At 27.9% G+C, this 15,124-nt stretch carries 18 protein-coding genes; 17 read left to right on the plus strand and 1 reads right to left on the minus strand.

Translation table 11 applies throughout. From position 1 onward, the window contains the following. Position 1: 1 nt before the first annotated feature. Genes CAMP5082_RS04305 through CAMP5082_RS04315 form a run of 3 tightly spaced genes read left to right on the plus strand, consistent with a single transcriptional unit; the run spans position 2 to position 5,256 of the window. Positions 2–1,471, plus strand: coding sequence for a complex I subunit 4 family protein (locus CAMP5082_RS04305; RefSeq protein ID WP_337206011.1), 1,470 nt, complete (start codon positions 2–4; stop codon positions 1,469–1,471). Then, positions 1,471–2,868, plus strand: a complete 1,398-nt coding sequence (locus CAMP5082_RS04310) for an NADH-quinone oxidoreductase subunit N (RefSeq protein WP_263682484.1) — start codon at positions 1,471–1,473, stop codon at positions 2,866–2,868. The genes CAMP5082_RS04305 and CAMP5082_RS04310 overlap by 1 nt, the downstream gene beginning before the upstream one ends. A 24-nt stretch (positions 2,869–2,892) precedes the next feature. Continuing rightward, positions 2,893–5,256, plus strand: a complete 2,364-nt coding sequence (locus tag CAMP5082_RS04315) for a tetratricopeptide repeat protein (protein ID WP_337206012.1) — start codon at positions 2,893–2,895, stop codon at positions 5,254–5,256. Here the strand turns inward: CAMP5082_RS04315 and miaA are convergent. After that, entirely contained in the window at positions 5,247–6,122 is an 876-nt protein-coding gene (gene miaA / locus CAMP5082_RS04320) for a tRNA (adenosine(37)-N6)-dimethylallyltransferase MiaA (protein WP_263679521.1), read from the minus strand. The genes CAMP5082_RS04315 and miaA overlap by 10 nt on opposite strands. 69 nt (positions 6,123–6,191) lie before the next feature. Between miaA and mqnP the strand changes: the two genes are divergently transcribed. The 14 genes from mqnP to CAMP5082_RS04390 all read left to right on the plus strand — a co-directional run bounded on the left by mqnP (position 6,192) and on the right by CAMP5082_RS04390 (position 15,122). Next, a complete protein-coding gene (gene mqnP, locus CAMP5082_RS04325) occupies positions 6,192–7,067 on the plus strand; it encodes a menaquinone biosynthesis prenyltransferase MqnP (protein WP_337206013.1) in 876 nt (291 codons plus the stop codon). Then, positions 7,058–7,561 carry a hypothetical protein gene (locus CAMP5082_RS04330; protein ID WP_263708468.1) on the plus strand — a complete coding sequence of 168 codons (504 nt, stop codon included), beginning with the start codon at positions 7,058–7,060 and terminating at the stop codon, positions 7,559–7,561. Before mqnP ends, CAMP5082_RS04330 begins: the two co-directional genes overlap by 10 nt. After that, positions 7,554–8,075, plus strand: a complete 522-nt coding sequence (locus CAMP5082_RS04335; RefSeq protein WP_337206014.1) for a hypothetical protein — start codon at positions 7,554–7,556, stop codon at positions 8,073–8,075. Before CAMP5082_RS04330 ends, CAMP5082_RS04335 begins: the two co-directional genes overlap by 8 nt. A gap of 9 nt (positions 8,076–8,084) precedes the next feature. Beyond that, positions 8,085–9,053 carry a GTP 3',8-cyclase MoaA gene (gene moaA, locus CAMP5082_RS04340; RefSeq protein WP_263663879.1) on the plus strand — a complete coding sequence of 323 codons (969 nt, stop codon included), beginning with the start codon at positions 8,085–8,087 and terminating at the stop codon, positions 9,051–9,053. Then, positions 9,053–9,802 (plus strand): 7-carboxy-7-deazaguanine synthase QueE, encoded by a 750-nt coding sequence (locus tag CAMP5082_RS04345; RefSeq protein ID WP_263725174.1) that lies wholly within the window; start codon positions 9,053–9,055, stop codon positions 9,800–9,802. Before moaA ends, CAMP5082_RS04345 begins: the two co-directional genes overlap by 1 nt. After that, entirely contained in the window at positions 9,799–10,383 is a 585-nt protein-coding gene (locus CAMP5082_RS04350; RefSeq protein WP_012662122.1) for a 6-pyruvoyl trahydropterin synthase family protein, read from the plus strand. Before CAMP5082_RS04345 ends, CAMP5082_RS04350 begins: the two co-directional genes overlap by 4 nt. Continuing rightward, entirely contained in the window at positions 10,383–10,583 is a 201-nt protein-coding gene (locus CAMP5082_RS04355) for a hypothetical protein (RefSeq protein ID WP_039668882.1), read from the plus strand. Before CAMP5082_RS04350 ends, CAMP5082_RS04355 begins: the two co-directional genes overlap by 1 nt. Then, positions 10,583–10,993, plus strand: a complete 411-nt coding sequence (locus CAMP5082_RS04360; protein WP_263679516.1) for a hypothetical protein — start codon at positions 10,583–10,585, stop codon at positions 10,991–10,993. Before CAMP5082_RS04355 ends, CAMP5082_RS04360 begins: the two co-directional genes overlap by 1 nt. Then, entirely contained in the window at positions 10,993–11,655 is a 663-nt protein-coding gene (locus tag CAMP5082_RS04365; protein ID WP_337206015.1) for a 16S rRNA (uracil(1498)-N(3))-methyltransferase, read from the plus strand. The genes CAMP5082_RS04360 and CAMP5082_RS04365 overlap by 1 nt, the downstream gene beginning before the upstream one ends. A gap of 77 nt (positions 11,656–11,732) precedes the next feature. Next, on the plus strand, positions 11,733–11,933 hold the full coding sequence (gene rpmE, locus CAMP5082_RS04370; protein WP_012662118.1) for a 50S ribosomal protein L31: 201 nt from the start codon (positions 11,733–11,735) through the stop codon (positions 11,931–11,933). Further along, a complete protein-coding gene (gene rsmI, locus CAMP5082_RS04375; RefSeq protein WP_337206016.1) occupies positions 11,933–12,751 on the plus strand; it encodes a 16S rRNA (cytidine(1402)-2'-O)-methyltransferase in 819 nt (272 codons plus the stop codon). The genes rpmE and rsmI overlap by 1 nt, the downstream gene beginning before the upstream one ends. Positions 12,752–12,770: 19 nt before the next feature. Continuing rightward, positions 12,771–13,451: a 23S rRNA (guanosine(2251)-2'-O)-methyltransferase RlmB gene (gene rlmB, locus CAMP5082_RS04380; protein ID WP_263693927.1), complete on the plus strand. Its 681-nt coding sequence runs from the start codon at positions 12,771–12,773 to the stop codon at positions 13,449–13,451. Beyond that, the gene (locus CAMP5082_RS04385; protein WP_337206017.1) at positions 13,444–14,322 is read left to right on the plus strand and encodes a hypothetical protein; all 879 of its coding nucleotides are present in this window, start codon (positions 13,444–13,446) and stop codon (positions 14,320–14,322) included. The genes rlmB and CAMP5082_RS04385 overlap by 8 nt, the downstream gene beginning before the upstream one ends. Beyond that, positions 14,316–15,122, plus strand: coding sequence for a hypothetical protein (locus CAMP5082_RS04390; RefSeq protein ID WP_263663884.1), 807 nt, complete (start codon positions 14,316–14,318; stop codon positions 15,120–15,122). The genes CAMP5082_RS04385 and CAMP5082_RS04390 overlap by 7 nt, the downstream gene beginning before the upstream one ends. Positions 15,123–15,124 lie beyond the last annotated feature (2 nt).

Genomic DNA, 15,124 nt, shown 5'->3' on the forward strand with positions numbered 1-15,124 from the left:
AATGCTTAGTTTGTTAATGTTATTTCCATTTTTTGCAGCTTTTATAGCTTTGTTTTTACAAAAAGAAGATAGTAAGTCTTTTGCTATTTTAGTTAGCTTTTTGATTTTAGTTTTTAATATTTTTTTGTTGTTTAATTATCATGGTGGTATAGCTTATGAGTTTAGTTTAAATTCTTTAATAGTTAATTTTCATATTGGTGTAGATGCTATAGCGCTTTATTTAATGTTGCTTTGTTCTATTATGATTTTTTTATCTTTTGTATGTTTGGATATTCAAGATAAAAGTGTTGTAGTAAGTATATTTTTATTGCAATTTTGTATTATAGGGCTTTTTGCTTCATTAGATGCTTTATTATTTTATGTATTTTGGGAGTTTTCTCTTATACCGCTTATTTATTTAATAGGCAGATATTCAGATAATTATAAAGCAGGGATTAAATTTTTCATTTATGCATTTTGCGGTTCTATGCTCATGCTTTTAGCGATTATTTATGTAGGATTTTTGTATTATCAAAGTTTTGGGTATTGGAGTTTTGATTTACTTGCTTGGTATAAGAGTGAATTTTTCATACCTGAAAGTGTGCAAAATTTAATCTTTATAGGATTTTTTATCGCTTTTGCGATTAAAAGTCCTTTATTTCCTTTCCACACTTGGGCGCCAAAAGTTTATGCAAAAAGTCCGACTTTAGTATCTGTAATGCTTGTTAGTTTTAAAATGGCTCCTTTTGGATTTTTGAGATTTACCTTGCCTTTAACACCTGATACTTTAAATCATTATTATTCTTTACTTGCTATTTTATGTATAGTTGGAATTTTATATGCAGCTTTAATTGCTTTTAAAACTAAAGATTTGAAAGAATTAATTGCTTATAGCTCAATTTCACATTTGGGTGTGGTGATTTTGGGTATTGTGACTTTTACTTATAATGGGCTAAGTGGTTCTGTATTTTACATGTTTGCACATGGTATAGTAACAGGCGGTTTGTTTTTGGCTGCTTATATGCTTTATAAAAGATATCATACTTTTGATTTAGACTTTTATAAAAATTTAGCTAAAACAGCTCCATTATTTAGCTTTTTCTTTGCGGTGTTATTATTTTCATCTATTTCACTGCCTTTGACTATTTCTTTTGTAGGTGAGTTTTTAATTTTACAAGGCATAGCAAGTGTGAATTTGTGGTATGCATTATTTGCAGGTGGTGTGATTATTTTAGGGGCTATTTATATGCTAAATATTTATAGAAATATGTTTTTTGCCACTAGTGAAGAAAAAATGGAGAAATTAATATTAAAAAAAGGTGAAATTTTTGTTTTGGGTATTTTAAGTGCCTTGGTAATTTATTTAGGGATAGCTCCAAGTGCTATGCTTGATGAAATTGCTTTGAATGTAAATAGCATTCTTGAAGTTATGCAAACAAGAAATATTGCAATAGAAAATCAAAAAATCATAGATGATATAAGAGGTTTTTAATGAGTGGCTTTAGTTTAGAAAAATTCAATTTTGTATTATTATTTCCTGTGTTATCATTGCTTTTTTGGGCTATTGTTTTGCTTTTATTGGATGCATTTAAAAAACTTTCTAGAAATTTTTATATAGGAGCAAGTGTTATAGCTTTATTTAGCGCTTTGTGTTTTTTATTGCTTTATAATGGCTTTGTTTTAGATAATTCTCATGCCTTTTTTGGTTTATTTGTAAGTGATAATTATGCAATTTTTGCTCAAATAGTTATTTTAGTTTTTTCAATGCTTTATTTATTAATGGATAAAGATGAGCAAAAGGCAGAGTTTTTTTCTTTGTTTTTATTTATGATTGCTTCTTTGATATTAATGATATCAAGCACTAATTTAATTGTAATTTTCCTAGCTTTAGAAGGTTCTTCTTTAGCTCTTTATACGTTAATAGCACTAAGAGGAACTCATAATGCTATTAGCTCTAGTATAAAGTACTTTACTTTAGCTGCAGTAGGCGCTGGGTTTTTTGTCTTTGCTTGTGCTTTTGTATATTTAAAAACAAAATCTTTGGATTTAGATAATCTATTGCATTCTGAATATATTTCAGATCCTATCTTGCTTTGTGCTGGGGTAATGTTTTTAGTTATTGTTGGAGTAAAACTTTCTATTGCACCTTTTCATTTTTGGTTAAAAGATGTGTATTGTGGAGTGCATACAAATTTTATAGCATTTATATCTATAGTACCAAAAATAGCTATGATAATAGTAGTTTTAAGAATTTTTTCTGCTTTGGGCGGTGGAGTAAAATTTGAATACATAGTAGCATTACTAGCAATTTTTTCTATGCTTGTTGTAAGTATAGTAGCTTTAATCCAAAAAGATGTGAAAAAAATGCTAGCATATAGTTCTATTACTCATTCTTCTTTTATATTAGCAGTTATTGTTTCTAGTATGAGTGTGAGTTCTCAAGGAGATGGGACTTCTTATTTGCTTTCAATTTTTGCTTTGTTTGTGTATTGGATATCTTTTGCTTTTGCAAATTATGGAATTTTTTTAATATTGAGTTTATTTCAAAAAAGCTCATTTGAGAGTTTTTCAGGTTTGTTTGATCAAAGACCAGTATTGTCTATAATGCTAGCTATATTCATTTTGTGTATAGCAGGTATTCCGCCTTTTGGTATTTTTTGGGGTAAAATTTTAATTTTAGCTTCTATTTTAAACTCAGGCTATTATGTACTTGTATTTGCTATAGCTTTAAGTTCTATGATTATGCTTTATGCTTATTTAAAAATTTTAATTTATGTTTTTTTCAAAAAGGCTCAAATCATAGAAAGTGCAAACTTAGATGTAAAACAAAAGATTATTTTATGCTTGTGTTTGATTGGAAGTGTTTCTTGCGTGTTTTTGCTTTTGTAAAATAATATTGCTATAATCACGCTTATGATAAGGGTTTTATTTTTATTTTTATTAAGTATAACTTATACATTTTCTTTTGAAATTATTGTTAATAAAGGGGAAGAGCATAAACGCCCTTTTACGCTTTTGCATTTAAAAGATGATAAGGATTTTACTTGCAAAAGTGTTTTTGAATTTGAAAAAACCCATTTTGAGTGCAATGTTTTAGGTGTTAGTAATATGCAGTTTCAAAATAAAGAGTTTGATGATTTTACAATTTATTTTGAAAAGCACCAAACCTTTTTGACAATCAAAATCTATCCTAAAATTTTAGCTAAGATGTTTAATTATTCCCAAGATATTTTTAATGCAAAAGAAATTCAAAGTCAAAGTGGAGATACTTCTAAACACTTTGTGTTTATTTTTACTAAAGATTTAAGATATTACAAACCTAGCGATGGGCTCGATTTTGATATTTATTTTGATGATGGATTAATGCCTTATATTGGAGCATTAGATTTAAATTCTAATCCTATGGAAACTTCAAAAAGTGCAGATTTTAACGCTTATTTTAGTATAAAACAAGAATATGAAGCAAAAAAATATGATCAGGTTTTAAGGGATGCAACTAGTGCTATTAAGCGTTATCAGGGTAGTGTATTTATGAATGAATTTGAGCTTTATAAATTAAGAGCTCAAAATAAACTATACACTTATGAACTTGATAAAGACCAGGTAATTTTAGAGCAAATGTTAGATGATGCTAAAAGATGGGTGAGAACTTATATTAATGATAAAGATTATACAGAAGTGATGTATATTATGATGAGAGTTTATATGGGTTTATCGCAAAGATCTAATGTTGAATATATTATAGATACTTTAAATACTGAACACAAAGGCGATAAATATACTATAATGGCTTTACTTGATTATGCAGATTATTTGTATCATTTGGGTAAAAAAAATACCGCAAATAATATTTATCAAGATGTGTATTATTCTACTCCAAATGCAGATTTAGCCAGTAGAGCTGCTTTATTTTTATCAAAAAATCATCTAGAGGCAAAAAATATAAAAGAAGCCAAAGAATTAGCAAATAAAATTTTAGAATCAAACCCTGAATTTTTCATGAGCGATTTGGAAAATTCTTTATTATTAGCAAAAGCTTTTGCTAATAATAGGGTTTATGATTTAAGTTCTAAAATTTATGAGTATATTTTTACGCATTTAACCAAGGTAGATAAAGAATATGAAAGAGTATTAAAAGATCTTGCCTTGTCTTTATTAAATGCAAATGAACATATTAAAGCTCAAAAATATTTAGATCTTTATGCAGAAGATTTTCCTTTGGGTGAATATGTGAGTTTAATTAAAGAAGCACAAGATAAAAACTTTTTATATTTAAAAGATGCTAATGCAAGCTTTTTGCATCAAAAATATGAAGAAATTATGAAAAAATACGCTGGAGAAATTTCTAGTAAGGCGCTGTTTGATAATGTCAAATTATATTTTCAAGAAAAAAATTATGAAAAGGTTATAAGTTATCAAAAAGACATTGAAAAATACTCCAATAAAGAAGTAAAAAATCTTTTAGAGCAAGCTGCTATTTTGGTTTTAGAGCAAAGATTAAAAAATGATGAGTGTTTGGCTGCTATTAAAATATATGATGATTTTAAAGCCTATAATATAGGAGGCAAAATACAAAATAAAAAACAAATGCTTGAATGTTTTAAACGCACAACGCGTATAGAAGAAGCTAAAAAATACATAGTGGAAAATGAAAATGATGATATTATCTTTTATAAGCTTCAAAGTGCTGATTTAGCTCTTAAAGATAAACGCTATAACTTTGTTATAAAAACAATTAACGATATTTTAAACACAAGAACGATTATTAGTGATAATGAAAAATTTGAAGCAAATTATATTAAATTTTTTGCTGAGCTTAGATTGCAAGATTATAATGCCATGATAAGAACTTTACAAAAACTAGAGCAATTTCCTATGAATTATCGTATGGTGGAATTATATTATGAGTTTTTGCGTTATTGTGAAAAAAATAATTTTCTAACAAGTATTTTAAACTATGCTCCAAAGGCTATTGATTATCAAAACTTAAAGGGAGTAAATCTTTTTAGTCCCGATTTAGAATTTATCTATATCAAAGCTTTAAAACAAAGCAATCAAGCTCAAAAAGCCTTAACTTTGTTTAAAGACTTACTTGCTAATCCTTTAAAAGATGATGAGCGCGCAAGAGTTTTTTATGTGCAAAGCAATATTTATGAAGATTTAAAAGATGTGCAAAATCAAAAACAAAGCTTACAAAATTGTATAGATATTAATGTAACGAGTAATTGGCAAAATTTATGTAAAGATAAATTAAATGTCTTAAATACTCAGCCTTGATATTTTTTTAAAATATAAGCTTTTAAATTCTCATAAGCACTTTGAAAATCTAAAATTTCTTTATTGAATTTTTTATTAAAAGTTCTTTGTCTTTTGGCAAGTTGTCTTGTATGGATGATGATGAGCTCTTCAAGCTCATTTAAATTTATTTTTTTATCTAAAAACTCTTTGCATTCTTTTAAACCTATGGAATTTAGTGCTTTTAAATGATGATCATAATTATCAAATAACATTTTAGCTTCATCTATTAAGCCCTCATTTAGCATATTTTTAGTGCGCTTGATAATGCGTTTTTCTAAAAGATCTTTTTGCCAAGAAATTTCAAAAATATCAAGTTTTTTAATCAAAGCTTCTTGTTTGGTTTCTTTTAAAACTTCACTTGGAATTTTATTGGTTTGCTCATAAATTCCAAGCCATTTTTTCAAACGATAAGTATCGTTTTTTTCTATTTTTGCTTGTGGATCAATTTTTATCATTAAATGATAAATTTCATCATTACTTAGTGTGCTTTGGCTTTCTTTAAAATTTTCACTCAAACCATCCATTAAGGCTTTTAGATAAAAACTAGTTCCACCTGTGATGATAAGCATTTGATTGTTTTTTTGAGCAAAGGCTTTTGCTTTTTTGTATTCTTCAAAAAACAAAGCAATGTTAAAATGCTCATTGACATTTAACAAATTTATACCAAAATAATCAAGCTCATCTAGGGTTTTTTGCTCTGTTTTTGCTGAAGCGATGTTGATTTGTTTATACACGCAAAGACTATCAAGGCTTAAAATGCTTGCGTTAAATTCATAAGCTAGTTTATTAGCAAGTTCTGTTTTGCCACTTGCAGTGGTTCCAATGAGTGCAAATTCAAAAAACATCGTAAAAATATCCTAAATTTAAAATTATTTTAGTAAAATCATAACAAAAATATATTATAAAGAGAAAAAATGCCTATATTAAAAGAAAAATTGAAAGATATTTTAGACTTGATAGTTTTTAAGCATTCTATTTTTGCTTTACCTTTTTTATTCACTTCAATGATTGTGGCTTCTGTTATTTTAAATGATAGCACTTGGTTTGGCTTTAAGGCTTTATTTTTGGGTGTTATTTGTGCAGTGAGTGCAAGAAATTTTGCAATGGCGATTAATCGTTTGATGGATGAGGATATTGATAAAAATAATCCAAGGTGTGCAAATAGACCTAATATCGATGGGCGTATAGGTAAAACTAGTATTTTACTTTTTATTATTTTAAATGCTATTGTTTTTGTTTTGGCAAGTTATTTTATTAATAAGCTAGCTTTTGCTCTTTCTTTGCCGGTATTGTTTATTTTAGCTATTTATTCAGCTTTTAAAAGATTTTCATCCTTAGCGCATTTAGTATTAGGATTTTGCTTAGGGCTTGCTCCTATTGCAGGTAGCATTGTAGTTTTGGGAAGTATTGAAATTTATAGTGTGATTTTGTGTTTGGGTGTTACTTTTTGGACAGCTGGTTTTGATTTGCTTTATGCTTTGCAAGATATGGAATATGATAAAAAAACAGGCTTGTACTCTATACCTGCTAAATTTGGGCTTGAGGCAACCTTATTTATCTCAGCATTTTGTCATGTTTTAGCAGTACTTTTTTGGCTTTTATTTGTTTGGGTGGCTCCAACGGGAAATATTGCCTTTTTAGGCGTGATAATTAGTGCGATTATTTTATTTTTTGAGCACCGCATAGTTAGAAAGAATTTTGCAAAAATCGATAAAGCATTTTTTGCTTTAAATGGGTATTTAAGTATAGTGTTTTTTATATTTATTTGGGTTGATCTTTTATGGAGATAAATTTTTTTAAAAGCTCATTAGAACTTGAGTTTGAAGAGAGTAAAGAAAGATATGAAGAGTTTTTGCAAGAATATCTTTCAAGTAATAACTATGTTAATTTAAGCAAATGGAAAAAGCTTGCCTCAAGAGTGGAATTTAGCGAGGGTGAGCAAATTATTTTTGATTTGCTTATGGATTTAAAGCAAGAATTGTATTTGATAAAAAATGATATCAATAAAACAAAATTATTTACAGATTTAAAATATAAAGCTTTTGTGGTAGGTGTAAATTTTGCACACATTCAATTTAAAGAAAAGTGTTTGACTCAAGATGAGGAATATTATGCAAGATTTGAGTTAAATGGTCAAAAAATTAGTATTTTTTTTAAAGCTTTAAATGAAAATGAGGCAAAAATTACACAAATAAAAGCAGAAGATGAGCTTGTGTATGATAATTTTGTGGCAAATATGCAAAGAGCGATGATTAAGATTTTAAAGGAGCAAGAAAATGGATAGTGATTTATTATTGTGGCTTGTGGTAGCTTTATTAATTTTTGCTATGTTTGCTTATATGATGATAAAAGAAAAAGAAAGTATTGCTAAGATTAACGAGCTTGGTAAGATGATAGAAGATTTAAATAAGCAATATCATTATTTAAAAAAAGAAAGTTTAGATGAACAAGAGCAAGAAAAAGAGGAAATAGATACTGAAGCCATTAAAGAAGAGCTAAAAGAAGAACTTTTGCAGATATTAGAACAAAAAATTAATCAAAATATCATTCCTATTTTAAGTGCTTTAAAAGAAGTAGAAGAGGTGATTGAAGAATTTCAAAGTGAGCAAAAAAATCGTTTATTAAATTTAGAACAAAAAACCCAAAGCATTACAAAATTAAGCCCAAGCTATGATAATGAAGAACAAAAGGTAATAGAGCTTTTTAATCAAAAAAAATCCATTGAGCAAATTGCCAAAGATTTGCGTATAGGTATGGGTAGAGTTGAGCTTATTTTGAAATTTAATAAATTATTATAAAGGTCTTTGATGTTGGTAGATAGTTATGGAAGAGTGATAGATTATTTAAGAATTTCAGTAACACAAAGATGCAATTTTCGTTGCCTTTATTGTATGCCAAAAACTCCATTTGAATGGAGTGCCAAGGAAAATCTTTTATCATTTGAAGAACTTTTTATGTTTGTTAAAGTTTGCATTGATGAAGGGGTTAAGAAAATTCGTATTACAGGCGGTGAGCCTTTAGTAAGAAAAGATTTGCATAAATTTATTGCTATGATTAGTGAGTATAAGCAGGATATAGACTTAGCACTTACTACTAATGCTTCTTTGTTAAAACAACAAGCAAAAGATTTAAGACAGGCAGGTTTAAAAAGAATTAATATCTCTTTAGATACCTTAAAAGAAGAAGTGGCTTTTAAGTTAGCCCAAAAAAATATACTTAAAGATGTATTAAATGGTATTAATGAGGCTTTAGAATTAGGCTTTAATATTAAATTTAACACCGTAGCTCTTAAAGGGATTAATGATAGTGAATTTATCGATCTTTTAGAATTTGCCAAAGCACGCAAAAGCCAAATTCGCTTTATAGAATTTATGGAAAATTATCATGCTTATGGAGATTTAAAAGGCTTAAAATCAGCAGAAATTTTAAATATTATTGCTCAAAAATATTCTTTTAAACAAGGACAAAAAAGTCCAAATGCACCTGCGACTATTTATGAGCTTGAAGATGGGTATGAGTTTGGCATTATTGATCCACATAGTCATGATTTTTGTGATAGTTGTAACCGTATAAGACTTTCAGCTGAGGGTCTTTTGATACCTTGTTTGTACTATGATGAGGCTTTAAGCATTAAAAAAGCTATACGCAATAAAGACATAGCAGGTGCCTGTGAGGTTTTAAAAACCGTGATAAAAAATAAATCAGAAAAAAACAGATGGGCTGAAAATGAGGCTAATCAAAGTTCTACAAGAGCCTTTTATCAAACAGGTGGATAATGGAAGTTGTTGAAACTTTTTTAAGCTTGCAAGGTGAGGGAAAATATAGTGGAAATTTAGCTGTATTTGTAAGGTTTGCTGGGTGTAATTTTAACTGTATAGGCTTTGGAGTAAAAAAAGAAAAAGATTCTAAAATACTTTTGGGTTGTGATACTATAAGAGCTGTTTTTACTAAAGAATTTAAAACTTGTTATAAAACATATACTTCAGTAAAGCTTTTTGATGAGGTTTTAAAACTAGCAAATTCACACAAAGCTATGGTTGTTATTACAGGTGGTGAGCCTTTATTAAATTATCAAAATAAAGATTTTTTGTGTTTTATTAATTTGCTTTTAGAAAATGATTTTAAAGTGCATTTTGAAACCAATGCAAGTATTGAAATTGATTTTGAAAAATATCCTTTGTATAAAAAATGTTATTTTGCTTTAGGAGTAAAGCTTAGCAATAGTGGTGTAAAAAAAGAAAAAAGGATTAATGAAAAAGCATTGAAAGCTTTTAAATATTATGCTAAAGATAGTTTTTATAAATTTGTTTTAGATAAGGATTTTTTACAAGAAAGTAAAGCCTTAGGCGAAATTAATGAAATTTTACAAATTTGTGAAAATGAGGTATTTTGTATGCCTATGGGGTCAAGTGAAGAAGAAATTTCTAAAAATGCCTTAAGTATTGCTGAATTTTGTATAAAAAATGGATATAATTACTCCGATAGATTGCATATTAGAATTTGGGGAGATAAAGAAGGCGTATGATTATTAGAAAAATGTTTGAATTTGAAAATGCTCATATTGTTAGATTTTGTAGCTCCAAGCGATGTAAAACAAGCATACATGGACACTCTTATAAGGTAGAAATTTTACTTGAGAGTAAATACCTTGACAATGCGGGAATGGTATATGATTTTGGTTTGTTAAAAGATGAGATAAAACAAATTATTGATAGTTTTGACCATGCTATTACGCTTTTTAAAGATGATGATAAAGTTTATTTAGAAGATATGAAAAAACACTCACAAAGATGGGTAAGTTTACCTGTGAATGTAAGTGCAGAAAATTTTGTACGCATATTTTTTGTACTGATAGATACTTTGCTTTTAAAGACTAAGATGGTCAATGGCGAGCAAGGTGTTAGCTTAAAAAGTATTATTGTGCATGAAACAAGAACAGGCTATGCACAAGGTTTTAGAGAAGATGCTTATAGTGAGTTTTTACCAAAGATAAATTTGGCAGATATTGAATTTTCACAAGCTATAAGCGATGAATGGAAAGATAAAGATTTTTTTAAAAAACTTCAAGATGCAAATTTTGTTTTTATTAATCAAAAGGAGGTGTAATGAAAAAGATTTTATTGATTGTGCCATTATTGTTTTTTATTGCTTGCTCAAGTCAAGAAGATACAAGCGTAAAAAAAGAGGTGCAGACTGAGCAGGTTCAAATTGAGCAAAGCGATTCTAATGTGATTATAGATGATGATACGCTTCCTATACCTGTAGATGATGATATCAAAGATGAAAATAACACACAAGGACAGTGATGGATCAAAGTTATGAGTTTTTTTTAGCATTACATGTATATAGTTTATACGCAAATGGCTTTTTAATGTTGTTTTATTTGTATTTAACTCAAAGTAGTTTTTCGCAAGAGTTTATTTTTATAAAAAGAATTCGCCTATTTTTGCCAATTTATTATTTATTTTTAGCAATTACACTTTTTACAGGAAGTTTGCTTTGGGCTTTAAAGCATTTTGAGCTAAATTTATACATGCTTTCTATGTGGTTTTGTTGGATTTTTATCTTTGCTTTGGCTATTTATCAATTTGTTTTATTTAAAAAAGCAAGATTGTTCAAACGTTATGCTAAATTTAGATTTTTAAGCTTTTTTATTTTGTGTTTAGGTATATTCTTACTTTTTGTGCCTTATTTGCTTCAAAGGTTTTATTTTTAATGCGATTTTTGTATCACCCACAAAGTGGTGCTTTAAATTTAGAGTTAGAAAATGAAGCTTTCTTGCATTTAAAAGCTAGAAGAATTAAAGTAGGCGATAAAATCATATTAAAAAATTTAAAAGATTTTTTTGCTTATACTTATGAATGCATAGAGTTTTCTAGACGCTCATGTGCATTAAATTTACTTGATAAAAAAGAAGAAAAACAAGAATTAAAAACGCATTTACATTTAGCTTTAGCGGTGATTGATCCAAAGATTATAGAAAAAACCTTACCTTTTTTAAATGAACTTGGAGTAGCTAAGCTTTCTTTTGTGTATATGGATTATTCACAAAAGAATTTTAAATTAGATTTTAAAAGAATGGAAAAGATTCTTATAGAATCATCCCAGCAATGCGGTCGTGCCTCTTTAATGGAGCTTGAAAGCTTTGACGATTTTAAAAAATTTCAGCAAGCTTATGAAAATATTGTTTTAATAGACTTTGAAGGTGAAGATTTGATGAGATTTGAACCTAGTAAACATGTATTTTTAATTGGAGCTGAAGGTGGATTTTCGCAAAAAGAAAGAGAGGAGAATGTAAAAAAAGCAAAATTACAGGCTGGTTTTATACTTAAAGCGCAAACAGCTTTAATAGGGGTTGCTTCAAAATTCATAATTTAAAAACATGCTTAAATTTAGCTATTTTTTATATAAAAATTTATATAATTACGCCTTAATGTTTTGAAAAAGGATAAACAATGAAAAAAGAAATTCACCCAGAATATGTAGAATGCAAAGTTAGTTGTGCTTGTGGAAATTCTTTTACTACTAAGTCAAATAAACCAGAAATTAAAGTTGATATTTGCTCAAGTTGTCATCCATTTTTTACAGGTAGTGAAAAAATCGTAGATGCTGCGGGTCGTGTAGAGAAATTTAAGAAAAAATACGCAATGCAATAATGTTATATTTTATTCCTACGCCCATAGGAAATTTAAACGATATTTCTTTTCATTCTTTAGAAATTTTACAAAAATGCAAACTCTTTTTATGCGAAGATACGAGAGTTTGCAAATCCTTAGTTCATCTCCTTAATGAAAAATTTAATTTAGAAATAAAACCTGATAAATATTTAGCCTTACATACTCATAATGAAAAAGATTTTTTAGCAAAAATAGATGATGATTTTTTTAAACAAGATGTTGCATATTTGAGTGATGCGGGTATGCCAGGTATTAGTGATCCGGGGCAATTTTTAATTGAATATGCCATTAAAAATAATATTGATTATGAAGTCTTGGCAGGGTCAAATGCTGCTTTACTTGCATTAGTTTCAAGTGCATTTTGTAAAAAAGAATTTATTTTTATGGGTTTTTTGGCTAATAAAAATCCTCAAAGACAAAAAGATATTGAAAATTTAATGCTTAATCCTTATCCTAGTATAGTCTATGAAGCACCTACTAGGATACTTAATTTAGTAGAAGAAATTAGTAAAATTGATCCTTTAAGAGAAATTTTTATCATAAAAGAAGCAACAAAGAAATTTGAAGCCAAATTTAGAGCAAATGCCTTAGAAGCTTTAGAAAAATTAAAAACAATGAACTTGCGTGGTGAATGGTGTGTAGTCGTAAGTGCTAAAGAAAAGCAATTTCACCAAAATACCTTGTGTGAGCAAGATATTTATGAACTTGATTTGCCTTTAAAAACAAAGGCAAAGCTTCTTTCAAAAATCAATGCGAAATCTCCAAAAGAAAATTATCAAAAACTGCTTTTAAGTTGAATTTGGTTATTATTTAAAAATGATAGTTTATGGTAAGCAAGTGTTTTTTTATATCTTAGAAAAGCACAAAGAAAAAATTAAAGAAATTTATTTAGCAAAAGAATGTGAAAAAGCTGATTTTTCAAAAATAGCAAAAGCTTCAAAAAAAATTAAAAAGCTTGATTTTAAAACCGCACAAAGCTTAGCAAGAGGTGGAAATCATCAAGGTTTTTTAATGGAAATTGATGAGTTTGAATTTAGCTCTTTTGAGAGTTTAAAAGAAAAAGATTTTATAGTTATTTTATATAATATTAGTGATGTTGGAAATATAGGCGCTATCGTGCGTAGTGCTTATGCTTTGGGTGCTGATGGGATTATTTTGGTAGCTAAAAGCGTGGCTATGGATGGAGTTATTCGTGCAAGTAGTGGCGCGGCTTTAGATATGAAAATAGTTTTAAATGATGATATTTTAAGCATGATAAATGAATTAAAACAAAAAGGTTTTTATATCTATGCTAGCGCAAGCGGAGGTAGTGATATACATACTATCAAGGCCAAAAATAAAAAAGTTTTGATTATGGGAAGTGAGGGTTTTGGTATAGCACCAAAGGTGCTTAAAAAATGCGATGAATGTGTAGGGATAAAAATGCACAATGATTTTGATAGTTTAAATGTTAGTGCAGCATTTGCAATACTTTGCGATAGGATGAAAAATGGATAGTTGGAAAAAATTAGAAGATTTAAATTTATTAGAAGTTCAAAAAAGAACACAAATAGAAATAACTTGTCTTGAATATATTATTAAAAAAGATTTTAAGTCTTTATCTCGTTTTAATATAAATGGTTTTATCAAAATTTTACAAAGAGAATATGAGCTTGATTTTTCTAGCTTTTTAGAAGAATATCATGCCTATTTAGAAGAAAATGGTATTGAGAAAAAAAATCATGTGCATATTGCTCCTAGAATGAACTCATATACCAAAGAAAGCTCAAGTGTATGGTATATTGTAATTATAGTAGTAGTGCTTTTGATAGTGGCTTTAGCTTGGGGTGTTTCAAGATTTTTCCAAAGTTCCACACTAGATGAAAATACTACTAATGTGCTAAATCAAGAACAAATTATCTTAGAAGAAAAAGTTGATGAGAATGAAACTCCGGTTCTTAATTTTTTTGCTGATGAAACCACAGAAAATAATGAAACAAACACAAGTGCTATTTTAGAACCAATAGATGAGAGTAATAATACTATAGAAGAAACATTAGAGGGTAATACTAGTTTAAATATGTCCGAAGAAAATATGGTTTTGCTTAAAGAAAGTATTATAAAACCAAGTGCAGAACTTTGGCTTGGTATGGTGGATTTAAAAACTTTTAGAAAAAGTTCTTTGACTATTAAAAATGATTATACTTTATCTTTAGATAAAGATATGCTTATTACTACGGGTCATGCTGCTTTTAGTTTAAATGATGAGAATAATAATACTTTAGAGTTTAAAAATGGTGTGTCTAAGTTTTTAATGATTAAAGATGGTAAAATCAAACAAATTACAAAAGCTGAGTTTATAAAAGAAAATAGAGGAAAATTATGGTAAGAATTTTAATATTTTCCATTTTTTTTGCTCTTAATGCTTTTGCGCTAAGTGCTTTAGAAGTTGCTAAGCATATTGTTAATGATAATTCTAAAGATGCACAATTGGAACTTTTGTTTGCAAGAAATGATTATAAAGATGAGCGTGGAAATGTAGATATTTACACTATTTCTCAAATTTTAAAAACCAATTCTTTGGCAAATTTTATATTAAATGAACCAAAAACTTTAACTTTTAGTTTTAAAGCCCAAGCTGATTCTGTTTTATTTTTTAAAACTATTAATGATACTTTAAATGAACTAGGTTATATTTATTTTATACCAACTGAATTAACTTTAAGGGAAAACTATATCACATATAAGTTAGCCGTAGATTCTCAGTACATGCTTGATCCAGGAGTTTTTTATAAGGCTTTGCTGGGTAGTTCTGTTTTTATTAAAGATATTTATAAAATTTCAGAGTTAAATTATGAATATGAGCTAGATTTTTCAAAAGCAAAACCTAAAGTTAATACTCAAATTCCATTAAATACTATTACTCAATTAAACAAACCTTTAAGAGAATATATTATTGATTTGCAAGGTGCAAAAAGTATGGAGCTTAGTGCGCACAATCTTGATTCTTGGTTTTGCAAAATTCAATTTTTAGATAAAAACTTAAATTTTATACAAGGTGTAGAAAATACACATAAGCAAAATGAAGTAAATGTAAATATACCATTGGGCGCAAAATATGCTATTATAGGAGATATGTTTAGCCTTGATAATATAAAAAGGGGTTTAAAAATTTACTTAAGACGCTAAAA

Origin of the sequence: Campylobacter sp. LMG 17559, assembly GCF_024723605.1 — a bacterium.
In the GTDB taxonomy this organism is placed as follows: Bacteria; Campylobacterota; Campylobacteria; order Campylobacterales; family Campylobacteraceae; genus Campylobacter_D.